This window comes from Chitinophaga niastensis (assembly GCF_003014755.1).
GTDB lineage: Bacteria > Bacteroidota > Bacteroidia > Chitinophagales > Chitinophagaceae > Chitinophaga > Chitinophaga niastensis.
Genome location: NZ_PYAW01000007.1, coordinates 85,336 through 111,032 on the forward strand (window position 1 = coordinate 85,336; position 25,697 = coordinate 111,032).

General features: G+C 41.4%; 16 protein-coding genes. 12 read left to right on the forward strand and 4 right to left on the reverse strand.

The annotated features are described in order from the left end of the window. Positions 1–12 precede the first annotated feature (12 nt). The 10 genes from CLV51_RS24420 (at position 13) to CLV51_RS24465 (ending at position 18,653) form a co-directional block, all read left to right on the forward strand. A complete protein-coding gene (locus CLV51_RS24420) occupies positions 13–6,969 on the forward strand; it encodes a fibronectin type III domain-containing protein (RefSeq protein WP_106530728.1) in 6,957 nt (2,318 codons plus the stop codon). Positions 6,970–7,054: 85 nt separating this feature from the next. Then, positions 7,055–9,244, forward strand: coding sequence for an exopolysaccharide transport family protein (locus tag CLV51_RS24425; protein ID WP_106530729.1), 2,190 nt, complete (start codon positions 7,055–7,057; stop codon positions 9,242–9,244). A gap of 13 nt (positions 9,245–9,257) precedes the next feature. Continuing rightward, on the forward strand, positions 9,258–10,346 hold the full coding sequence (locus CLV51_RS24430) for an acyltransferase family protein (protein WP_106530730.1): 1,089 nt from the start codon (positions 9,258–9,260) through the stop codon (positions 10,344–10,346). A 135-nt stretch (positions 10,347–10,481) separates the two neighbouring features. Further along, positions 10,482–11,921 (forward strand): O-antigen ligase family protein, encoded by a 1,440-nt coding sequence (locus CLV51_RS24435; protein ID WP_106530731.1) that lies wholly within the window; start codon positions 10,482–10,484, stop codon positions 11,919–11,921. Positions 11,922–11,924: 3 nt separating this feature from the next. Continuing rightward, positions 11,925–12,656, forward strand: a complete 732-nt coding sequence (locus CLV51_RS24440) for a TolC family protein (RefSeq protein WP_106530732.1) — start codon at positions 11,925–11,927, stop codon at positions 12,654–12,656. Between the two features lie 53 nt (positions 12,657–12,709). Continuing rightward, positions 12,710–14,380 carry a hypothetical protein gene (locus tag CLV51_RS24445; RefSeq protein ID WP_106530733.1) on the forward strand — a complete coding sequence of 557 codons (1,671 nt, stop codon included), beginning with the start codon at positions 12,710–12,712 and terminating at the stop codon, positions 14,378–14,380. 10 nt (positions 14,381–14,390) lie between these two features. Then, positions 14,391–15,530, forward strand: coding sequence for an acyltransferase family protein (locus tag CLV51_RS24450; RefSeq protein ID WP_106530734.1), 1,140 nt, complete (start codon positions 14,391–14,393; stop codon positions 15,528–15,530). A gap of 21 nt (positions 15,531–15,551) precedes the next feature. Further along, positions 15,552–16,334 (forward strand): carboxylesterase family protein, encoded by a 783-nt coding sequence (locus CLV51_RS24455; RefSeq protein ID WP_106530735.1) that lies wholly within the window; start codon positions 15,552–15,554, stop codon positions 16,332–16,334. A gap of 26 nt (positions 16,335–16,360) precedes the next feature. After that, complete coding sequence (locus CLV51_RS24460) at positions 16,361–16,936, forward strand: gluconate 2-dehydrogenase subunit 3 family protein (protein WP_106530736.1); 576 nt, start codon at positions 16,361–16,363, stop codon at positions 16,934–16,936. 16 nt (positions 16,937–16,952) lie between these two features. Next, entirely contained in the window at positions 16,953–18,653 is a 1,701-nt protein-coding gene (locus CLV51_RS24465) for a GMC oxidoreductase (RefSeq protein ID WP_106530737.1), read from the forward strand. 107 nt (positions 18,654–18,760) lie between these two features. Here CLV51_RS24465 and CLV51_RS24470 read toward each other — a convergent pair whose 3' ends face one another. The 4 genes from CLV51_RS24470 to CLV51_RS24485 form a co-directional block, all read right to left on the reverse strand. Next, positions 18,761–20,167: a right-handed parallel beta-helix repeat-containing protein gene (locus CLV51_RS24470; RefSeq protein ID WP_245898940.1), complete on the reverse strand. Its 1,407-nt coding sequence runs from the start codon at positions 20,165–20,167 to the stop codon at positions 18,761–18,763. A 574-nt stretch (positions 20,168–20,741) separates the two neighbouring features. Then, positions 20,742–21,998 (reverse strand): methionine adenosyltransferase, encoded by a 1,257-nt coding sequence (metK, locus tag CLV51_RS24475; protein WP_106530738.1) that lies wholly within the window; start codon positions 21,996–21,998, stop codon positions 20,742–20,744. A 24-nt stretch (positions 21,999–22,022) separates the two neighbouring features. Beyond that, positions 22,023–23,381 carry a DUF4270 family protein gene (locus tag CLV51_RS24480; protein ID WP_106530739.1) on the reverse strand — a complete coding sequence of 453 codons (1,359 nt, stop codon included), beginning with the start codon at positions 23,379–23,381 and terminating at the stop codon, positions 22,023–22,025. Positions 23,382–23,434: 53 nt separating this feature from the next. After that, entirely contained in the window at positions 23,435–24,253 is an 819-nt protein-coding gene (locus CLV51_RS24485) for a glycogen/starch synthase (RefSeq protein ID WP_106530740.1), read from the reverse strand. A gap of 110 nt (positions 24,254–24,363) precedes the next feature. Between CLV51_RS24485 and panC the strand changes: the two genes are divergently transcribed. Then, positions 24,364–25,227, forward strand: coding sequence for a pantoate--beta-alanine ligase (gene panC, locus CLV51_RS24490; protein WP_106530741.1), 864 nt, complete (start codon positions 24,364–24,366; stop codon positions 25,225–25,227). A gap of 117 nt (positions 25,228–25,344) precedes the next feature. After that, complete coding sequence (gene panD / locus CLV51_RS24495) at positions 25,345–25,689, forward strand: aspartate 1-decarboxylase (protein WP_106530742.1); 345 nt, start codon at positions 25,345–25,347, stop codon at positions 25,687–25,689. The last annotated feature ends 8 nt before the right edge of the window (positions 25,690–25,697 follow it).

Consider the following 25,697-nt stretch of genomic DNA (forward strand, 5'->3'; position numbering starts at 1 on the left):
TAACAAACTATTATGAAAAGACTTTTACCCCTGATTATTAGTTTCCTGTTATTATTTATAACAGGAAAAACTATTGCACAATCGGTATTGAATCCGAATGATCCAATAGTTATATATAATTCCGCCTCCCCACCAGCACAACCTCCTTACGGGCAGATTGGTAAATGGGTGAAAACCGTCAGGGTAACGTGGTGGAATACCAATGGGTTCAAAGCCTACTTTTATAAGGGAATGGCTTTTCGTTTGAAATTCCCTAAAACCTACCAACCTGGTGTGGTGGATGGAAAAAAATATCCTGTTTATGTCTTCTACCACGGACGTGGGGAAGGCGCTCCTATTTATGATAATGACTTTCAACTGTCTCATGGCGGAGATGTTTTTAATGCTGCCGTAAATAACGGCCTCTATGATGGATTTCTATTATATCCACAGAGTACAGATGGCACATGGGGTACTAACTATTATGATAACGTAGCCGAATTACTGAACATCATGGCTACAGAGGTGAAAGCGGACCTTAACAGGGTAACCGTGAATGGGCTTTCTGAAGGTGGTTATGCTACCTGGGAATTCATGCTGAGATATCCAAAATTAGTAGCTGGTGCTTTACCTATGAGTGGAATAGCTATCGGCTATAATTCTGGTATTAATAGTTTCAAGTTTACGCCTGTATGGCTATTCCAGGGTGGAAAAGATGGTGCGCCGGCACCCTATACAGCACAACAAATGGTCAACACAGAACACACTGCAGGAGGTAATTTCACTTATAAGCTATACCCTACTTTAGGGCACAATACCTGGGACTCTGCATGGCAGGAACCAGACTTTATTCCTTTCATGAACAGGGCCAGTATACTCAAGCCCTGGGCGCTTTTTGGGCGTACCACATTTTGTCCCAACGACACGATCAATGTTGTAATCGGTATTGCGCCAGGGTTTGATGGTTATGAATGGCAAAAAGATGGCGTTACCATTAATGGCGCCACTACTAACCAAACCACCGTTACCGCATTTGGTACCTATAGCGTAAGAGTAAAGAGAGGTACTGTATGGTCTGAATTCTCTCCTACCCCGTTGCAGATAACGCCTAAAACAGCTACCCAAACACCGCCAATCACTATTGATCCTTTGGCCAGTAATGTATTACCGGCTCCGGATGGCAGTACCACCGTTACGCTGCACCTACCTGCCGGTTACGTTACTTATGAATGGCAGAAAACAGGTAATCCTCAGGACATTGGAACTACTCCTTCTATTGCAGTAGGCCCTGGTAGTTACATTGCACGTGTTACGGAACAATACGGCTGCAGCAGTAATTTCTCTGCTCCTTACACTGTTGTCAGTGCTTCAGGCGCTAATCCTCCTGACGCCATCAGCGGCTTAACAGTAAGCACACAATCACAAACATCACTTCTTCTTAACTGGATCGATAAACCCAATCCGGTATACAACGAAACTGCCTTTGAAGTATATCGCAGTGCTACTACCGGCGGGCCTTACAAGCTGGTGGCAAAAGTAAACACTGATGTGCTTACCTATACCGATAATGGTCTTAATCCTAATACCACCTATTACTACGTTATACGGCCAATAAATGGTAATGGTGCAGCACCTGTTTCAGTAGAAGCAAATGGTAAAACATCAGCGGATACAACGGCTCCTACAGCGCCTGCCAACCTCACCGTAACAGGCACTACCAACAATTCCGTTACCTTAACCTGGGCCGCAGCCACTGATAATATTGCGGTAACCGGTTACGATCTGTATATCAACAATATGAAAGCCTATTCTTTTGCAGGTAATATTTTAACTGCCACTGCTTACGGCTTAGTAACACGTCAGGTTTATAACTTTTATGTGATAGCCAGAGATGCTGCCGGTAACCAGTCAACTCCAAGTGGCCAGGTAACTGCCGGTACCGTTAATAAAGGCTTAACCTATAAATACTACCAGGGCTCCTGGAGTACCTTACCTGATTTTAATGCCCTGACACCAATAACTACAGGTAATGTTGCCAATGTAGACCTTACCCCTCGCCTGCAGGATGTCAATTACGGACTCCTCTGGCAAGGTTTCATTACTATACCAATAGCGGGCACCTATACATTTGAAACAACTTCAGACGATGGCAGCCGGTTTTATTTTAATAAAGCCTACACCGCGTCAGCTGTTCCAACCGTAAACAATGACGGATTACACGGAGCTGTTTCTGTGAGCAGTGCACCACTCAACCTGCAGCCAGGCGTATATCCAATAGCAGCTACTTACTTCCAGGCAGGTGGCGGTGAGTCAATGATACTGCGCTGGAAATGTACACAATTAGGCATCAATTCACTTACAACGATTCCTAATCAATACCTCGGCGATACACTTACTATTCCGGGAAATGCACCGGCAGCGCCAGGTAACCTGGGTGCTACAGCAGTGAGCTTCAATAAGATTACGCTCAACTGGGTAGATAACAGTAATAATGAAACCGGCTTTGAAATATACCGGAGCCTTACCAATACCGGCACCTTTGGTATTATCGGAAAAGTAAATGCGAAGGTTACCACCTTCGATGATATCAATGTTGCACCTGGTACCCGTTATTTCTATAAAATAAAAGCAATAGGCAAATTTGGTGAATCAGCAATGGTAGGTGGGTATCCTTATACCGCTGTATGGCTGTTGAACAACTCGTACGAAGATGTAAGTTATAGTAACAACGCTATGACCGGATCCGGTACTACTTTCAGCACCATCAGTAAAGAAGGTACTAATTCTCTCGCATTTAACGGCACCAGCAATTATGCATCTATCGGCGGCACTGCTTCAGGGTTCCTGCATGATACATTTAGTGTCAGAACAGTAGCCTTGTGGATCAAAGCAAATGCACTGGACAACAACCGTATCATTTTTGATATGGGAGGCAGCGACAATGGCCTGGCGCTTCGCATTAATGCCAATAAACTGGAAGCAGCTATTGCAAGCGGCAATACAAGCGTAACCGCTTCAGCAGCATTTACCAGCACCGACTGGACACATGTGGCCGTTGTTTACACAGGCAGTTCTTTACGCCTGTATATAAACGGTGCATTATCAGCGTCTGCTAATACCAGCTTCAGTATAGTAAATACAACCACAAACGATTCAAGGGTCGGTCAAAATAACGGCACCAATGCCTTCAACAGCACTGGTGTCTTTTACAATGGTAATATTGATTATTTCACCGTTATAAACCAGGCACTCAGCCAGGGTGAAATTGGCCAGTTGGCAACTAATTCATTACCGTTGCCTACTGCGTTAACTGCACCATTGCCGGCACCACCAGCTGCGCCTAGTAACCTGGTAGCTACAGGAACTTCTCCCAACACTATCAATCTTACATGGAAAGATAATGCTACCAATGCTACCGGTTTCAGGATTGAACGTTCCTTTGGCGCTACCAATAATTTTTTGTTGCTCACCAACGTAGGTCCTGCAACCAATGGTAACGGCGCCTACAAAGATTCTGCACTCTTTGCTAATCAGCAGTACGTATACAGAATAAGAGCTACAGGCGATGGTGGCAACTCTGCTTTCACAGCAAATGCTACAGGTCAAACATTGAACACACCGCCTGTACTTGATCCTATTGCTAATCAGTCTGCACGATATGATGTGGTAAGCCGCATTAATATAAATGCAAAAGATGCTGATGGAGATCCTATTACTTATACGACGGCTAATTTGCCGGCCTTTGTAACACTGGTACAGGATATCACAGGCGTTTATCTGAATGTAGCACCATCTGTTACATTACAGGGCACTTATATTAACCTGACTGTGTATGCAGCAGATAATCATGGCGGAAAAGACTCTACAGTATTCAATCTCACGATTAATGATAACTACAGTCCTGTTATTGCTGCCATTCCTAACGTAACACTGAATGAAGGCGATAAACAACAACTTTCGCTGAGTGCAACTGATCAGAATGCAGGTGACAGCTTAAGATGGAGTGGTATCGGTTTCCCTTCTTTCATCACTATCACCGGCAATAACCGCACAGCTACACTGAATATACAACCTGGTTATGCTGATGCCGGTACTTACACCGTGAAAGTAAAAACAGATGATAATAATGGCGGAATAGACACTAAAACATTAACCGTTACTGTAATTACTAAAAATCCTAACTACAAACTGTTTGTTCGCTTCAAGCACCAGACAGACGCGCCAGCGCCATGGAACAATATCACCGGAAAAGATACCTACGGTCTGTTGAATGATAATGGAGATGCTACCAGCGCAAACCTGCGGATCCAAAGCGACAACTGGTTTACCTGGAATGAAGGTAGCAACACAGGCAACAATAGTGGTGTGTTCCCGGATGTTGTATTAAAAGAATACTACTTCTTCGGTTCATATCCTGGCATATTCACTTCTGCCAACAGTATTGACATGAAGCTGACTGGCCTGGATACAACAAGACAGTATTCCTTCAAGTTCATGGCCGGCAGTAACTGGTCTGTCCAGGCAAACAATGGTACTACCGTATTTACGATGAATGGCGTAAGCAAGTCAGTAGCAGTACAGGGCAATACATCCACTACTGTGAATTTTGATACCATCAGACCTAATCTCAGCGGTGAAATCACTTTTACTGCATCAGTAGCCAATGGTACGCTGGTAGGTTATTTGAATGGCTTTGAAGTAGACGCCATATTAAATGACGGCACCAAACCTGCTGCATCTAACAATCTGACAGTAACACAACAGAATGGCGTGGCCTTGTTGAACTGGACCAATTTGGCCTACAATGCTACCAGTTACGAAGTACATCGCGCTGCTGATAGTCTGGGGACCTATACTTTACTGCAAAGTCTTCCAGGGACAAGTGTTACCAGCTATAACGACAGCACCACACAAGGTAGTCATGTCTATTACTATAAGGTCCGAGCAGTAAATAGTAACGGTGTTTCAGCATTTTCAAATATTGCAGGTGTAAGCATACCAGCTAAACCTCCGGTAATTACTACAATTGCAGATGTTAAAGTAAGAGCAGGTGCTACACAAACGGTTAACATAACTGCAAAGGGCGACGGACAAAATGTAGTTACCCTCAGTGTTACCGGCTTACCAAACTTTGGCTCGTTCACAGATAACGGCGGCGGTGCAGGTACATTTACCTTCAATCCTTCTGTTGACAATCTTGGCAGCTATCCGATAACAGTTACTGCTACAGATAACCTGGGTGCATCTGCACAACAAACATTCAACGTAAACGTAACCGATGCCAATACTACCAGCACTTATTTCAACTTTGCATCTACCAATCCTGCCGGTGCGCCATGGAATAATATTTCAGGCTTCCCGTACGGAGGCGTTAAAATCACAAATGCAGTAGATGAAACTGGTACTATCACCAACATGGGCATGACCTTCCTGGAAAACTGGGAAAATGATGCACCTAACATTGGTATGAGCACTTCCGAAAACACCGGTATTTACCCTGATGCAGTAATGCAATCTGCTATATATGAAGGTAGCAGTACTTTACATACCATTAAGGTGACCGGATTGGATCAGAACAAACGGTACAACTTCGTATTCTTTAGCAGTGTAAACTATGGCATTAACGGCACCACTACTTTTGTCATCAATGGTACTACGCTGACACTGAATGCTTCCTATAACACCAGCAAAACTGTTCAGATAAATCGTATTACGGCTAATAGCAGTGGTGAAGTAAACATACAGGTAAGCAAAGCCAGCGGCGCTAGTTACGCCTACCTGAATGCAATGGTGGTAGAGTCTTACGACAATACCTTGGCAATAGTAAATCCGTTGAACCTCGTAGCCCGCGCCAATGATCCCAAACAGATCACACTGACCTGGTCAGACAGGGCCAATAACGAAACCGGGTATGAAGTATGGAGAGCTGTTTCCGGTAGCAGTTACGCACTGGTAACCACAGTAGGCGCCAATGTAACTGGTTATACAGACAATGGCTTACTTGCCAATACAAAATACTATTATAAAGTACGTGCAATAAACGGGGGGGGGCAGTCTGGCTATAGCAATATGAGCTCAGCTACTACCCTGGCATTTAAGATACTGGTGAATTTCAGCCAGTCGAAAGCCGCACCGGCACCATGGAATAATACCAATGTACCCCCTCAGCTTGGTGTAGTGCTCAGCAACATGAAAGATGGTAATAGTGCCCCAACAGGTGTGGGTATCGAAATTATCAATAACTTTGATGGTACATATGCTGCAGGCATCAATACAGGTAATAACAGCGGTATCTATCCTGATAATGTGATGATTGAAAACTATGGTGTATTCCCTGGAAACCATGCCCGGTTCAATGTTACCGGTCTTAATCAAACGTTGAGATATAACCTGGTATTCTTTTCCAGCTCAGTTGAAGTGACAGACATTACAACAAAGTATACCGTAAACGGTACCAGGATGACTTACCTGAATGCTGCGTTGAATAAGAGTGGTACAGTTACCTTGTATGACATTGCGCCTGACCAGAACGGCAACATTGTTATTGATATTGATCCGGGTACAGCAACCTCCGGTTATGGCCTGATTGCAGCGCTGACTATTCAGGGACACCTTGATCCGGCTACACAGCATGAAAATGGTCCGTCATCACTGCAACCATTAGCACGCAATACTTTGCTATCAGCTGCTCCGGTAGTAGTGAGTAAAAATGAAGAGAAAGAAGAATTTGGCACTGTTAAGGTTTATCCAAATCCTTTCACCACTCAGTTTAATGTGGATATTGAACTGAAGAAAGCCACCAGTGTTAAAGTCGAAATTTTCGATCTCTCCGGCAAGTTATTACAGACAGTATTTACACCATCAGTACAAACAGGTATCTCTACCCTTCGTATCAATACTGCACACAGTGTGCAAACAACGGGGATGTATATACTTAGGATAACAGGTAATTCAAATAATCCAAAAGTTGTCAAATTATTCAAGCAATAAATAGGTTACGCTGACTGTCCCAAAAAAATCCGGACTTGCTCCGGATTTTTTTGGGCAGCACAAGTGTTAAATAATTTTAATTAATATGGATATAATATATTTCATTAAGGCGCTATTGAAGAAAAAGTGGTGGATCATCATCAGCTCATTACTCGCGATAGCAGGGGCTTTCGCTTTTACATTAGGTAAGCCAAAGTTATACGTATCAAATACTCAGATTTCAACCGGGTTCACCACAAATGATCAGATAAAACTGCGTGATGAAAATATTAATGTGTTTGAAGCAGATATTAAATTTGACAACGTCATTGAAACCATTAACTCGCCCGTAGTAATTGGCATGCTATCTTACAACTTACTGCTGCACGATCTGAAAAATAACAAGCCATTTAAAATACTGAATGAAGCAGACAGGAGTAAAGAAGATTACACCGCTGTTAATACAGCAGATGCGATAAGAGTATGCCAGGACAAACTGGATTCCTTACAAGTCCTCTCCTCCTATAACACAACAGAAAGAAGCATACTTGCTTTGCTAAAGCTCTATAAATATGATTACGAATCCATCCGGAAACAATTGAGCGTGGCGCGTATGCAGCGTACAGATTACCTGGAAATCATGTTTAAATCTGAAGACCCGGAGCTTTCTGCTTTTACGGTAAACACCCTTTACAGAGAGTTTATCAGGTATTATGGCAGCCTGCGGTCTGAAAGATCTGTTGAAAGTGTGGAATCATTTGGAGAACTGGTAAAACAAAAGAAAGAAGAGCTGGATAAAAAAGTAGAAGCACTCCGGATGTACAAATCATCTGAAGGCCTCTTAAATGTGGAAGTAGCCAGTGGCAACCAACTGGATCTGATCAAGCAGTTTGAAAAAAGCTTGTCCGATGAGAGAGCCAATTATAATACACTTAACGCTTCGCTGCAAAGTGTGGTACAGCAAATCGCAGAAAGCAGCAAAGGAAAACCGGTGTACGGTAATTCCAATAGTGAAATTATTGCGTTACGGAAGCAGATCAATGACCTGAATGATCAGTATGTTCAAAAAGGATCAAATGATGACGCGATTAAAAATAAAATAACCTCCTTACGCGGACAATTACAAAACCTTATTGCCAGCACCACTGTTACCACCGGTTCCGAACTGTCCAAAGAACAACTGGTGCAACAAAAAACAACCCTCTCGGCACAGTTGAGCGCCTCTTCCATGAATATTAAAAGCCTGGAAGGCAGGATTAATACCCTCAAAGGTTCAGTAGGTTCTTATGCCACCAAAGAAGCTACGGTAAGCAGTTTGCAACATGAACTCACGATGGCGCAGGATGAATACAATAAATTAAAAGAAAAGCTGAATGCGGCACTGGATAACCAGACAGCACCCAATAATAACTTTAAACAAATACTGAAAGGACAGCCATCCTTTAAACCAGAATCATCCAAAAGGGTGATCATAATGGGCATGGCAGGCATCTCTGCATTTATGCTCGCGGCATTCATTATTTTATTATTTGAATTCCTTGATTCTTCCCTTAAATCACCATCCGTTTTTGGAAGACATATTGACTTGAAACTGATCAGCACTGTTAATCATGCAGATCTTCATAGATATAGCATCCTGGACGTATTACAGCAATCCGTTAAAGATCAGAACACATCTAAAAAAAGACAGAATATATTCCGGGAGTTACTACGCAAACTGCGTTATGAAGTAGAACAAAGCGGAAAGCAGGTATTTCTTTTAACCAGTACCGAAGCACAGCAGGGTAAAACTACCCTGATGCAGGCGCTCGCATACAGCCTTAGTTTGAGCAATAAAAAAGTATTGGTCATAGATACCAACTTCTGTAATAATGACCTTACCGTTCAAATGAAGGCACAACCAACATTGGAAACATTTTCAGTAGCACCGGAAGATATAAATATTGAGAAAATAAAAGCTATCGTAACTACTTATCCTATCCCGGGAATTGAGGTGATAGGCTGCAAAGGAGGCGATTATACACCCTCTGAAATATTACCACAAAATAATTTATTGAATCATTTAGGCTTCTTAAAACAACATTATGATTTTATTCTGATGGAAGGAGCGCCTTTAAATGCTTACACCGATAGCAAAGAATTAGTTACATATGTAGACGGTGTAATTGCGATATTCTCCTCCAAAGTAGCATTAACTCAAACCGATAAGGATTCAATAGAATTTTTGCATAATTTAAATGGCAAATTTGTTGGTGCTGTACTTAACAATGTACAGGAGGAATACCTGGAACTATAATATCTGATCCCTCATGAATAACAAAAGCGGCATAAAGAACCTTTTAAATTTCAGCTCCACTCAGACAAACAGGTTTGGCTGGATAGACTATGCAAAAGGAATAGCCATTATATTGGTTGTTTACCGCCACGTAGGATTTGGACTGAAGAGCAATGGAGCCAATGTAAATCAATGGATACTGGATCTGAACGATATGTTTTATAGTTTCAGAATGCCACTTTTCTTTATTTTATCAGGATTGTTCTTTGGCAAAAGCATGACAAAAAGGGGTACGGGAGGTTTCATATTAACAAAAGTAAATACCCTTTTGTACCCTTATATTTTATGGTCAATACTGCAGATAACCCTGCAGATGGTTTTTCATGAAGTAGCGCACGCACAACGGGGTGTTGCGGATTACCTCAATATTATCATTCAGCCACGTGCCAATAATCAGCTTTGGTATTTGTTTGCCTTGTTTAATGTTACGTTGTTATACCTGTTCATGTCCAAATTGTTTAAAAACAACAACTACTGGCAATTATTACTGGCTGTAATATTTATAGCACTGGCTCCTTTTGCAAACAGGATCAGTACCTTCTATGATATTATGATCCATTACATTTTTTTCTGCCTGGGAAATCTGGCCGCACCTTATTTCTTTGATGAAAAAATTCAGCATAAGCTATCCTCCGGATATGCATTATTGATGCTGTTACCGGTATTCATTTCATTACAATATTATTTTCTTTATCACCAGGATATGAACCTTTTCATGTATGCTTTTATAGCAGTAGTAGGCAGCCTTTTTACAATTATGCTGTCTTTCCTGCTGGACAAACATAAATGGCTGCCTTTTCTGAGAATAACAGGACACTATTCTTTATACATTTATGTTTTACATGTACCAATAGTATCCTTCATCCGTTATTTTTTATTAAGGAATTTCACGCTTTCAAACATTCCGTTGTTAATGATAGTGCTGATCTCCCTGGCGGTGTTTCTTTCTATTATCACCTATCGCTTATGCAGGATGCTGAAACTGAACTTTCTATTTATAGGCCCATTTAAACAGAAAACAAAAGCGCAATTTGATGGTGAAACATTAAACCCAACAGCATGAGCAAAGCAGTAAAAAAACCTGAAAAAAGTATCAACACCCGGCTGCACCAGTTATTGGTGTTGATTTTTGCGGGATTAACAATGATCATGATTTTTATAAAAATCATGTTTTTATAAACTTATTCCGCCCATTAACATGCCCAGAGGTAAAAAAAATATTTTAAATTATCTGATCATAGTGCTATGGATACTGGCAATACCTGCTATCGCATATATATCTTCCCTGGATTATAAAATCAGCGTTGCGGTATTTGCAGGTGTAGTGGGTTTAGTAGTAGCCGTGATTAGTTTACTAAACTACAGGGCAGGTTACTACATACTTATTACTGTATCTCTAAGTGTGCATGCATTGGAACGCATGAGTGGCGCAGAGCTGCCAGTGGGAATATTCCTTGATGGGCTACTACTGACGATTCTCATGGGAATTATTTTTGACAAAAAAGTACGTACTAAATCAAATATAGATTATCTCAGAGACCCATTATTACTGATTCTCTACTTGTATACATGTTATCTGCTTATTCAATGTTTTAATCCAAACATGTTTTCCATGCAGGGATGGGTTGTTTACATACGGGTATTTATCCGCAACCTGATCTTCCTGTTCATCACCATGCGCATGATAAATAGCTGGCAGGATGTGCATGCTTTTTTTAAATTCTGGCTAACCATTTCAACCCTGGCGGCTTTATATGGTTGTTTGCAACAAATAGTAGGACTATTACCTTTTGAGCAGGCATATATCAACAGATATCCGGACAAATTTATCACGGTAATGATACAGGGAAGACCACGGATATTTTCCTTTATGGCAGATCCGGCGGCATTTGGTGTACTCATGGCTTGCGGCGCTATTATAGGGATGGTATTGCTTACCGCCGGCAGAGAAGTGATCAGCATGCAAAAAAAATGCTTGCTGCTGTTTATGACCGGCGTTCATCTCCTGGCATTAGGTTTCTCAGGAACCCGTACTGCATATGTAATGTTGCCGATGGGATTGATGTTATTCTTTCTCGTAAATCTGCACAACAGAAATACAATTATAGCAGCCTGTATATCTGTTATGGGGATGCTTGCGCTTTTGTTCGGACCATTTTATGGTAATGCTACCGTTGTACGTATTCGTTCTGCCTTTGTAGGCACAAAGGATGAATCACTCAACCTTCGGGATGTAAACAGACATAGTGTACAACCATATATTTACGCACATCCTATTGGCGGTGGTATAATGACCACCGGAAATGACGGTACGCTTTTTAACCCGGGGCACCCCCTGGCAGGTTTCCAGACGGATAGCGGATATTTACATACAGTACTTGAACTTGGCTGGATAGGATTAATTATCATTTGCCTGTATATGTACATAGGGCTGCAGTATGCTGTCAGTAACTATTTCAAAAATGATGACCCACTAAATAAACTGCTGCTAATTGGTATTGCATCAGTCATGTTTGCCATTATAGTAGCACAATATGCACAAGAAGCAGCTGGCCTCGTAGAAACATCCCTTTTTTTAAATGCACTGCTGGCTATCTCTGTTAAAATAAAATATAATCTTAATAATTCTAAACAATAAGGCATGAAAAAAGTATTTTTTGTTATCGTCAGCATTTGTTTCAGTGTATTTGCCCAAGCCCAGGATAAAGCGTCCAGCCTGTATCTGAAGTTGAATGATGCCCCTGAAGTAACGCGCTTAAAAGCTAAGCTGGTGCAGTTAGCGATGGAGAATCCCGGCTTGTCGGTATTTGACGCAAAAAGGGAAATCAATTCATATGAAGTCACTAAAGCAAAAGCCGCCTGGCTAAATACACTTACTGCAGCAGGTAACCTTAATGAATACACGATTAAAAACCAGGCCACCAGTAATAATGCCTTCTTTCCCCGATATAACTTTTCGCTAATGATTCCGTTGGGCAATTTCATTACTATTCCCAATGATGTGAAAATTGCGAAGACCAATAAAAAAGTAATTAATTATACCCAGGACGAAGCAAGGCGCAAGCTGAAAGCGGATGTACTGGATGCATATGAACAGTATGCTTCTGCTAAGAAATTGCTGGAACTGCAGGCTCCTTTACTTGAAGATGTTTTGACACAGTATAAACAAATTGAAGAGAAATTCTCAAAGGGAGAAAAAGGCATTACAGTTGAAGAATATAATACCGCCTACAGGAATTACAATGGAGAAATGGTGAGAAAAGTAATGGTGGAAAAAGAATTACGACTGGCAAAAAATGAAGTAGAAAGGCTCATTGGCATTTCACTGGAAGAAGCTATTTTACAATCACAGGCAGAAGCAGGTATAAAATAATAATCACCTGTTTTTAATCTTGTTTAATTTTCAAATGGCATTCATACAATAAAATGAAATTATTTATACAAAAGCGTTATCCCGTTTTTATCGCATTGCTGGTACTGGCGCTGTTATTATTTATTTCCTGTCAACAGATTTTACTTGCTACCAATGACTATTTTTGCTATCCGCTGGATGACACTTTTATTCATATGACCATTGCAAAAAACTTTGCACTAAATGGTACCTGGGGCATTAATCCGCAGGAATTTAGTTCCGCAAGTTCTTCGCCGCTTTATACACTCATTCTGGCGGGGCTCTTCAAGCTAAGTATAAACAGTATGTGGATGCCGTTTTTTGTAAATGCCTTTTTTGCATGTCTGCTGCTGATAACATCTGGCAAACTATTACGACAATTTAATGTGAGCCCCGTAGCACAGTGTATTATTTTACTATTGATAGTGATATTAACACCATTAACCGTAATGATAGTATGTGGTATGGAACATACGCTGCACGCGTGGTTGGCTGTACTGCTGCTTTATAAAACAATTCATTTTTTGCGGCAAGACAGCCCTGATCTGAAAACAGTGGTCATAACGGCTTTAATTGCCGGATTAGCTATCCTTGCACGTTTTGAAGCGCTTTTTTTACTGGCAGCCATTGTAATCCTGGGGATATACAATAAAAAATGGCTTTCCACCTTTGCCTTGCTGGTTATCGCACTGATACCAATGGTATTATTTGGTTATCTCTCTCTGCAGCAGGGAGGTTATTTTTTGCCGAACTCCGTTTTATTAAAGGCCAGCCATATAGGCGGTGGCCTGGAACAGCTCAAAAACAGTTTGCAGGAAATAGTACTCTATAAACTTATTTATGGCAATAATACCATGATGAATATTTTCTCTGACCAGTATGCTCCGGAAGGAGCATCTTCCCTATCGGGTACTGTGCTGGTCCGGTTACTCATTGTCATTCCTGTTTTACTGTTAACATTAAAGACAGATGCCCAGAAAACATTTTCGGGAAAACTGGTGAAACAACTGGGCTGTATATTTATCATTACCTGCTTCTTACATTTGGCACTGGCTGCTGTGGGTTGGTTATTCCGTTATGAAGCTTACCTGGTAGTGATGGGTATAATAACAGGTAGCCTGCTACTTTATCCGCAACTGATAAATGGCAGGGCAAAATTATTTGCGCAATCACTACTGGAACGGCTTGTTCTTCTATTCCTGGTAATATTTACACTGGCTCCCCTGCCCTTGCGTGCCATGAGTGCTTATAATAATCTGCCGAAGGCATGCCGGAATATATATGAACAACAACATCAAATAGGGAGATTTCTACAGCAAAGCTATCATCATACTGCCATTGCAGTGAATGATATCGGTGCTGTCAGCTATATGTCAGATAACCGGATACTGGATATGTGGGGATTGGGAAATAATATTGTTGCTACCAGTAAATTACAGGGGCATTATACTTCCTCTTTTCTGCAACAGTTTACGCAAAAACAACAAATAAAAATAGCCATCGTATACGATAGCTGGTTTGATAGTACATTACTGCACCAGTGGAAAAAAGTGGCTACCTGGAAGATCAGTGATAATGTGATCTGTGGTTCAGATGAGGTTTCCTTTTATGCGATAGATCCTGCCTGGACAGGAAGTCTGGCTGACCGCTTAAAAAATTTCAGCGGACAATTACCGCGAGATGTACGTGTTACCTATTTTCAATAACCTGGAATAAATGCAAAGAACTTATATTAAAAGCCTGGATGGAATACGCGCCATTGCAATATTGCTGGTGATGGCCTTTCATTTTGATATCATCCGTTTTGGATGGATAGGCGTTCAATTGTTCTTTGTACTTTCAGGATATCTTATCAGCAGTATCCTCCTGAAAGAAAAGGACAAGCCTGAATCACTGGGCGCCAGGCTAAAAAAATTCTGGATACGACGTTCTCTCCGGATATTTCCTATCTACTATATATACCTGGTTTTATTCCTGGCAGTATATCTGTTTACGGCTTTTCCCATGCATTACCTGCATGATCTGCCCTATTTATTTTCTTATACTTTTAATCTAACGCGCATTAGCAGCAGTTGGCATGAAAGCCCGGTGTACACTCATTTCTGGTCACTTTGCGTGGAAGAACAATTTTATTTATTTTTTCCTTTCATCATCTTCCTGTTATCCAGATCTTCACTCCGGGTATTAACGGTTATTGTATTATTTGCAACGCCCATATTCCGCTGGTTATTTTCCACTTATCTTTTACAATCCGGAAAATCATCATTCGAAATATTTGATATTATTTATTGGTTCCCGTTGAGTCATCTGGACGCATTTTTTGCGGGCACCGCAATCAATCTGTTTCAATTAGCCAACCGTATAAAACGACCACAGCTGGCATTTACAGGCATATTAATAGTAATGCTGTGTGCTGGTATAGTCACTTACATCCTGGATCATCACGGGCATTCTTTCGCCATATCCTTCGGCTATAACTTTGGTGATACAGAACAATACCAGCAGGTATGGTATTACACAATGCTGAATATTTTCTTTGCAGCCTTGCTGTTACTACTTGTTACTGTTCATAAAAACCGGTTAGCCACCTGGCTGCAGGTAGTGATGGAAAACAATCAACTGGTGGCCATTGGAAAGGTATCTTATGGCATGTACATTTTCCATTGGATTATTCAAACACAGTTGATCGAAAGATGGATCCCGGTAAATGATACCAATAAATATTGGATATTTATAGTAGATATTCCCCTGGTGTACCTATGCGCCTGGTTAAGTTTTCACTTCATAGAGCAACGGTTTACCCGTTTAAAAGATAAACTCACCGGTACTAAGCCCCCTGTGAAAATCATTTATTAATGTAAATAGTATAGCACCCGTATGAAATTTGTTTTAATGATTTGCCTGTTGGCGAGTTTAAGTTTAAGTTCAAAAAGTACAAACACCCTGGGGGATTTTATAGAGATAACAGTTCCAACAGATCAATGGCATAATGTGCCGGCATTGCTTCATCTACCCAAAGGATCTCCAAAAGAAAAATTTCCGTTAATCGTTTGTTTTCATGGCAAAAGTATTGCCGGCCATGATATCAATAAATTATTCAGAGAAGGAGTAGCCAGAGAAATACATGAAGGAAAAAAAATTGAGGCCATTAACAAAGCAGATGGTAAGCTGTATAAGTTTATTGTATTAGCTCCGCTGGCAGAAAACTGGGGGATCAATCCCGCCCACCTTAAATCTATACTGGATGATGTATTAAAACGTTATCCTATAGACCGCTCACGCATATACTTAACAGGGTATAGTGCCGGAGGCTGGTGCACTACTATGGCAATGACAGATAACAAGGCACTTTCCAGCATGATTGCGGCCACTATTCCTATGTCGCCGGCTCCTATGGACCCGGTTAACTATACGCAGTTTAAAAACGTTGCTGACGCAAATATTCATGCCTGGTACTTTTTTGGTACCGCAGAACCGCAATACCTTGAAAATAGCGTGCGGTGCATAGACAGCACCAATAATCATAAAAAAGGATTGGTAAAGATTACCCGCCATGAGCATAAACATTGCTGCTGGAGTGAATTCTATAACCCTGCCTATCGCGATAGTACAGATGGAATGAGTATCTATCAATGGCTCTTACAGTATAAAAAAAGCTGATTATTGTTTCCCCCAATGTATACAACATGAACAGAAGAAAAGCAATTGGTAGTATTCTTTTACTCGCAGGGGCAGGTACTGCCGTCATATCAGGCTTCAGGTTTCATCAACTTTATAAAACACCTGACCTGCGTAAATTATCGGAATACCGGGCGCTCATTGCTGCCCTGGCGGAAACGATTATACCTGAAACAGATACTCCTGGCGCAAAGGCAGCAGGTGTAGATGCTTTTATCATTAATATGGTCATGGATTGTACCTCCAAAAAGGAGCAGAATAAATTTATTGAAGGCCTGGATGAAGTGACTGCATACACCTACAGGAAATACCACCGTTCTTTTGTTGACTCTTCGGCAAACGAACAGCAGGCCGTTGCAGCCTATTTTGAGAAACGCGACAGGCCTTACAAAGGGATAGCAGGGAAAGTATCGCATAAACTCATGGGAGATTCTTTTTTTATCATATTAAAGAAGTATACCGTGATGGGTTACTGTACTTCTCAGATAGGCGCTACCCGTGGTTTGGCTTATGATTATGTACCAGGTAAATACATAGGCTGTGTAACATTACAACCCGGACAAAAATGCTGGGCAACAGATTAATCTTAATTTCTACTTCATGCATCTGAACATTAAAGTTACACAGCAAAACACCTATGATGCCATTGTTATTGGCTCTGGTATCAGTGGTGGATGGGCCGCCAAAGAATTATGCGAAAAGGGATTAAAAACGCTTGTGCTGGAAAGGGGCAGAAATGTGGAACATGTAAAAGATTATGTTACCACTATGCTGAATCCATGGGATTTTAAACATGGTCTCAATAATACAGAAAAGGATAAAGCAGAAGACCCTATTCAAAGCACCGTATATGACGAAGGCAGCCGGCACTTTTTTGTAAGGGATAAAGAGAATCCTTATATACAGGAAAAACCCTTTAGCTGGATCAGAGGATACCAGGTGGGTGGCAGGTCACTAACATGGGGCAGACAGTGTTACCGGCTCAGTGATCTTGATTTTGAAGCTAACCAAAAAGACGGTCATGGAGTAGACTGGCCTATCCGTTATAAAGATATTGCTCCCTGGTATGACTATGTAGAACATTTTGCCGGTATCAGCGGACAGGCAGAAGGATTATCACACTTGCCCGATGGACAGTTCCTCCCCCCCATGGAGTTTAACTGCCTGGAACAACATTTCCGGGACCAGGTAAAAAAACGGTTCGATGGGCGCTGTGTAACAATGGGAAGAGTAGCCAATCTTACCAAAGGCTGGAATGGCCGGATTCCTTGTCAACACAGGAATTTATGTAGCCGGGGATGCCCGTATGGCGGCTATTTCAGTAGTAATGCTGCTACACTCCCTGCTGCGATGGCGACTGGCAATTTTACGCTGAGACCATTTTCTGTTGTTTCAGCAATCATTTATGATAAGGACAAAAAAAGAGCTACCGGTGTGCGGGTAATAGACGCCGAAACAAAAGAAGTATTTGAATACTATGCCCGTGTCATTTTTCTCAATGCATCTACTATCGGCTCTTCGCTGGTATTGCTGAACTCAACTTCGGCTGCTTTTCCTGATGGCTTAGGCAATAATAACGACCTGGTAGGCCGCCATTTAATGGACCACCATTTCAAAGTAGGTGCAATGGCTGATTATACGGGGCTGCAAGATAAATACTATGTGGGCAGAAGGCCTACAGGTATATATATCCCGCGATTCAGAAATATCAATGCAGATACACAAAGAAAGGATTACATCAGGGGATTTGGATTCCAGGGATATGGAGAGCGGGAAGCCTGGATGGATACCGGCCTTACAGCAGACGGATTTGGAAAAGACTTCAAAAACAAGTTAGCTGCACCGGGTAAATGGGCTATGTGGCTGGGGGCCTGGGGAGAAACGCTACCCTATGCTGATAACCGGGTTACGCTTGACAAAATACAAAAGGATCAATGGGGCTTGCCTTTAGCAAAGATTTCATTTGAAATACATGAAAATGAAAAAGCTATGCGAAAAGATATGCAGCATAGTGCAGCTGAAATGCTCGACAACAGTGGTTTTACCAATGTAACGGGCTTTGACTATAATTATGTAGGCGGAGAATGTGTACATGAAATGGGTACTGCAAGAATGGGGAATGATCCTAAAACATCCGTGCTAAACGGACAAAACCAACTGCATGACGTTAAAAATGTTTTTATCACTGATGGCAGTTGCATGACTTCTTCCGCTTGTCAAAACCCTTCCCTTACCTATATGGCATTAACCGCAAGAGCCTGCGATTATGCTGTAAATGAACTGAAGAAAGGAAATCTTTGAGTGTAAATACACGGCTAATATTAATAAGCTAAGGCTGTTCCGGTATCCGGAACAGCCTTAGCTTATTAATTTACTGCTATAAAAATTATGCGAATGTCTGTATAATACTAAATCTTTCTGTAACCGGTGGTCAGCAATGCGGAACCGGATTTAGGCAGGTAAAAATTATAGATATCTACTCCTGCAGCGGCAACAGTAGCAAATCTGGTATTAGCGTCTTTGCCGGTACCTTCAGTAACAGTACCGCCATTTTCAGTGTATATATACGCGTTAGGGTATATAGTAGCACCGCTCAAACGAGGCTGAATGAAAGCATTTCCTTTAACAATTTGCGGTGCCCGCATGCCCAGGTAGCCATTAACACGCAGTAATACACCGTTTACTCTTGCAACAGTATTATTGCTGATCTGAATAACCGCATTGGCAGTACCTCTTAAACTCATACCATCACCCTGGCTATCTCTGAAAAGGTTGTTACGAACAATGTGCGTAGCACCATTTTCGCCGGAACCATAAAACTGGAAAAGCTCACCCCATGCATCATGTACGTAGTTGTCGTGCACATTGGTATTAGTGGTGCGGCCACCTACTAAGATACCGCCATTATTACCATAATCATGCTCCGTAGCCCAGTTAGTTACTTCATTGCCATATATTTCTAACTGGTCCATAGCCGCGGTTTGAATACCATCTTTACCACCGTCTTTTACCAGGTTATTATAGATCTTAACGTTATGCCATTTAATAGGCTGTACATATTCCTGTCCGGGTGTAAATCCTGATTGAGCGCCATAATAAGGTGCATTGGCAGTTAAATTCCAATACAGTGCAGTATGGCCAATATACATAGCTTCGTTGTAGGTGCCGCTGATAGAAACATCATGTATCAGCAGGTTCTCCATCTGTGAATTAGGATAATATGTGCTGAGATCTCCTTTAATCGGATCAGTTTTAGCCCAGATACCAGTGCCTCCATTGAGTATGGTAATGTTGCTGATCTCAAAATTATCAGTATGCCTGCTCAAGGTAAGATCCATGTAAGCATCCCTACCTGTTTTGGTAGTACAATCAAAAATAAATTCTGATCTTGATGTTTGACCTCCTAACTTAATATAATGGCAGTTCGTAAAGTTCATGGCAGTTGACCAGGAACCGCCACTCCACAGTGGATTACCAATTTTTGTAACTGTTCCGCTGAGATTGCGGATAATAATCGGATTACCGGCAGCACCGTTAAGATTGGATATGTACACTGCTGAAAAATTACCCTTCAGGTTAATTATATCTCCTCCTTTATAAGGACCCTTGGAGGCATCAATGATCAGTCTTCCATCCTTATCTGCCACCAATGTATATTCTGTTCCTTTGGCAGGAGGCGGAGTTACTGGTGTGACAGCAGAAGTAGCTGGTTTTTTAATCTCATCCAATTGCGCTTTAGTGCAGCTTCCCAGAGAAAAAATAAGTGCTAATGCGATTATCAACATAGACAGTCGTGAGGTGATGTGGTGCGTCATGGTTCTTCAAAATTATTTATATGGTTTCAATAAAAAGCGCGCAACTACCTCATGGTAATTACAACATGTTTCTTCTGATATGGTTTAGGTAATTCAAGATTAAAATAAAAAAAGGCACCTCATGATAACTATCTCCGGAAAATAATTAAGCGGGCTTTCATTAATTTCTGCTTGCGAATATCTAATATTTTAAATACAAAACAGCATCTTAACGACAGCCGATATTGAATTATTATCCAGCAAAAAACATACGTAATAAGTTATCATTTTCAGAATAAAATAAAATGAGATGCGTTTTTATCCCAAAAGCCAGGATCGGAAACCCAGTTCGCTTATCTGTCTTGAAACCCAAGCTAATCAACCATATTACTAATAAATATACTGTATTTATTTTAATTATATATAAATAATTTTGAGAAATTTTGAAATTTTTTTGAAATTTTTTTTTTAGAATATGAAACACCGGGTGAGGAAATAGGGATGTAATTATTTTTTCAGACCATAGATATCTATAAACAAAACAGCCGTTTCAAAATTTGAAACGGCTGCTACTATCAATATAACATTCAGTTGCTTATAAACCGAATGCGGCTTTCACTTTATCAACGTAATCCAGCTTCTCCCAGGTAAACAATTCTACCTCTACTGTCTTCTCATGCTTCTTACCTTTGTTGAATACCTTGGTAACCGTTTTAGGTTCGCGGCCCATGTGACCATAAGCAGCAGTTTCGCTGTAGATAGGATTGCGCAGTTTCAATCTTTGCTCAATAGCGTAAGGACGCAGGTCAAAGATCTCTTCTATTTTCTTTGCAATTTCACCATCGTTCAGTTTCACTTTAGAGGTACCGTTAGTATTTACATACAAACCGCAAGGTTTAGCCACACCAATAGCGTAAGATACCTGTACCAGTATTTCGTCGCAAACACCAGCAGCTACCAGGTTTTTAGCGATATGACGGGTAGCATAAGCCGCAGAGCGGTCTACTTTGGAAGGATCTTTACCGGAAAAAGCACCACCACCGTGAGCACCTTTACCACCGTAGGTATCCACAATGATCTTACGACCTGTTAAGCCGGTATCACCGTGAGGACCACCGATTACAAACTTACCGGTTGGGTTGATGTGGTGATTGATATCAAAACCGTCAAACAACTTTTGCAGTGATGGTTTCAATTGCGCTTTAACACGTGGGATCAGGATCTTTATCATATCATCCTTGATCTTCGCGAGCATCTTTTCATCCTCATCAAAATCATCGTGCTGTGTAGAAATCACGATGGTATCAATCCTTACCGGTTTGTTATCATCAGAATATTCAATAGTAACCTGGGATTTAGCATCCGGACGCAGGTACTTGATTTCATTATTTTCACGACGGAGTACCGCCAGTTCCAGCAGCAGTTTATGCGCCAGATCCAGTGCCAGCGGCATGTAGTTATCAGTTTCGCGGGTAGCGTAACCAAACATCATTCCCTGATCACCTGCACCTTGTTCTTCCGGTGATTTACGATCAACACCCTGGTTAATATCGGGAGATTGTTCGTGAATAGCAGAGAGGATACCGCATGAATTAGCTTCAAACATGTATTCACTCTTAGTGTATCCTATTTTACGGATCACTTCACGTGCAATATCCTGCACATCCAGGTATGCCTCTGATTTCACCTCTCCTGCCAGCACAACCTGACCAGTGGTAACGAGAGTTTCGCAGGCAACTTTGGATTTTGCATCGTATGCCAGAAAATTATCGATCAAAGCATCAGATATCTGATCAGCTACTTTATCAGGATGTCCTTCTGAAACGGATTCAGATGTAAATAAATAAGGCATAAAAAACTTATTGGATTAGTAGTTTTATGGTTTTGTATAAATAATTCTGAACTTGATATTATACTGCGATTTGTTGCTGCCACCAGCTTTCAGACGATTTACGTCCATATAAAGCGGGGAATATCCTTCCAGTTTAAAACCCTGGTTGGTTTCCAGCTTCTTTATCAGCATTTGCATGTAACGTCCCAGATTAAAAGTGTACTGTACAATCTGTACACCTCCAAAGTTAGTCACTACCTGCCTGGTACCTCCAAAGTAAGCGGCACCGCCGGTATTATAGTCAATAGGGACTTTGGTGGAGTCACCGTTTGTATATTGACGCAAAGATAAGCTTTGTGGTTCAGTAAATATATTATTCATATCAGCAGGCCCGGTAGTTATTTGCGTAATGACCAGTTCCGCTTTATTAATAAGCGCATTCGGGAAATTTTCCAGACCAGGGATGGTGAGCTTCGTATACAAACCAGGACTGGCATTCAGGAACAGGATACTGTCGCCTTTAGGGTTGCCTGTGTTAATAAATCTGCTGGCTTCTGAACCATTGTAGTTGCGTACAAAGTAGTTGGCGTGCGCACTGGCGTACTGGTAAAAACTCATCGTAGCACGCAGGGAATCACTGGTAGAGTTTTTATAGAATACTGTCAGCTTGGTATTGCTGTTGTTCAGATCTATATAAAACATATTCCTGTTAGTACCCAGGTTCGTATCCGGTACGATAGCAAAGCCTTTCAGGTAAGCCCTGAAGCTGGAATCTGTTGCAAAAGCGCCATCAGACTTCTGTTGCAGCAGTTCGTTTCCGAATGCGTTGCTCAGTTTGATGCGCAGCTGTGCAGTTTCTTTGTTGCCGTATATATTCACGGAATCACGTACTTGCAGTGGTGTAACCGTTGCTGTACCCAGCAATTCGCCCGTATTGTATTGCAGGGGCTTATTGTAGGCATAGTTGGAGTCTATTCTGAAGTTTGGTTCAGACATACGGTATACACGGAAAGTTTGCGGTGTGGAAGAGTCCCCGGCATAACCAAGGTAACTGAGCGACAATACTACAGAATCCAGTGTAACGCCTGTACCGTCAAAAGTAAAAGCACTTTTGGGTAACGATACCTGCGTGTATATGAAAGCGTTAGTTCTGCCAAAAACAGGATCCGTTGTGATGGAACCAAGGATTTTTTTGTAGGCATTTCTTCCGTTTAAGATAGAAGAATCGTATCGCAGTATATTGTTGGCAATGATTCCTGAGATAGTAGTATCCTTCGCATTAACGAAGTCGCCCGGAGGAATAAGGCCTGTACCCAGAATAGTAGACTTATTACAACCAGATGCCCCGTACAGTACAGTAATAAAGGTGGCTAAGAAGCTAAGGTTCCTGAAATTGATCTTCACGCGTTATGTTGTTAGTGAGTGTTGTTTAAACTGCCAGACATGCTTCAAAACAGCTATTTACCAAGCAATTGATTATACAATTGCAGGTAATCGCCAAGATCTTCATTATCCTTTTTGTAAGGTAAAATAATCTTTCCTTTTTCCGCCTTTACTTCATCCACGACTTTCTTTTCCAGTTTATCACCTGCCAGTACTACAGCATCTGCATACTTACTGGCACCTCTGTTCAAAGCAGTATTTGTTCCTTCTTTAAACAACTCCATATCTTTTTCTTTGATCTGGTTGCTGATAGTAGCCTTTTTAACAAAAGTAGTACCTAGTTTTTCCTTGAAAGTGTTCGGCAACATCGAATAGATGATTTTCGAATTGGCAAAAACCGGTTCTTTTTTATAAGCCGTTTTCAGATACATAGGTATCAGGGAAGTCATCCAGCCACTACAATGAATAATGTCCGGAGGCCATCCGAATTTCTTCACCGTTTCCAGTGCACCTTTGCAAAAGAAGACAGATCTGGCCGCATTGTCGTCAAAAAACGCTTCGTTTTCGTCAGCAAATACAGTTTTACGCTTGAAATAATCTTCATTATCCAGGAAGTAAACCTGCAGTCGTGCATTAGGAAGCGAAGCCACCTTGATGATCAACGGGTAGTCGTCCCCGTCTATCACAATGTTGATCCCCGACAATCTTACGACCTCGTGCAAACGGTGTCTTCTCTCATTAATAATTCCAAATCTAGGCATGATCACTCTCACTTCCAGGCCAGCCTCATTGGACTTAATTGCCATTTTATTGACCATTGCCGCGTAATCACTTAATTCCAGATACGGCGACATCTCCTGGGCAATAAAAAGAATTCTTTTCTTTGTGGACATTTAACGCTGATTATTAATGCAGTAATTTTTAATTTGGCTTGCAAAATTACGGATTTTTTACGGAATATTGGCCAATCTGTCAGTTTTAACATCCTTTTAAGCAATGATTTATGTATCTATTTAAGCGCAGCACCGACCTTAAGAAGCACCTGGACCTGGTAAGAAAAAGTAACAAAAGCATTGGTTTTGTGCCAACTATGGGAGCCTTACACAATGGGCACCTGTCACTTATTCAGTCCGCCAGGAAAAAAAATGATGTGGTCGTTTGCAGCATCTTTGTCAATCCAACACAGTTTAATGACCCAAAAGATTTTGAAAAATATCCTATTACAATTGAAGAAGATATTAAAAAATTAAATGATGCCTCAACGGATATACTTTTTTTACCATCCGTTGAAGAAATGTACCCGGAAGGGTTGGAAAGTGACGTTCAGTACGATTTCGGTAACCTCGAAACCATTCTCGAAGGTAAGTTTCGTCCCGGACATTTCCAGGGTGTTGGCCGCATAGTACACAAATTATTGGACATTGTGCAACCTGATAAGCTTTTTATGGGACAAAAAGATTTGCAGCAATGCCTCATTATCCGGCGTTTACTCACTATAACAACCTCTTCTGTAGCGTTGATGATTTGTCCCACAGAACGCGAAAAAGACGGATTGGCCATGAGCAGCCGTAATGCCCGCCTCTCTCCCGCTGCCCGCAAAAAGGCGGTGGCTATCTTCCAGGCACTGGAAACCCTCAAAAGTAATTTTGGTAAAGGCCTCCACTTCCTCGAAGGTGCCCATGAAGCATTTGAAGACCTCCAAAAAAAGGGTTTTGAGCCCGAATACGTGGAGATCCTCACACTGGATGATAACACACTCCACCACATCGACCAACCACCCGGAAACAGCCCCGTAATTGCTGCGGTTGCTGCCTGGCTGGATGGCGTAAGGCTCATCGACAATATGGTGCTACAGGGAAATCTATAACAAATTTAACAAGGTATGCAGCCCCACACTGCATTCCTGCTGCATACCTTGTTCGATCTTCGGTATTTTTTTCCTACATTTGCAGACACTATTTTACAGCGTTAAGCCAGTATAATTATGCAAATCGAAATTTTAAAGTGTAAGATTCACCGCGCGGTAGTTACGGAAGCCAATCTTCAATATGTTGGAAGCATTACGATTGACGAAGACCTGATTGATGCAGCTGGTTTAATCGAATATGAAAAAGTACAGGTAGTAAACGTAAATAACGGAGAAAGACTGGAAACCTATGTCATTAAAGGCAAACGCGGTTCCGGTGTAATCTGTATGAATGGCCCTGCTGCCCGCCTCGTAGCCCCGGGCGACGTTGTGATCATTATTTCCTATGCAACAATGGATTTTGAAGAAGCTAAAAAATACAAACCTATTGCCGTATTCCCTAAAGAAGGGAATAAACTCTAAACCCTGAT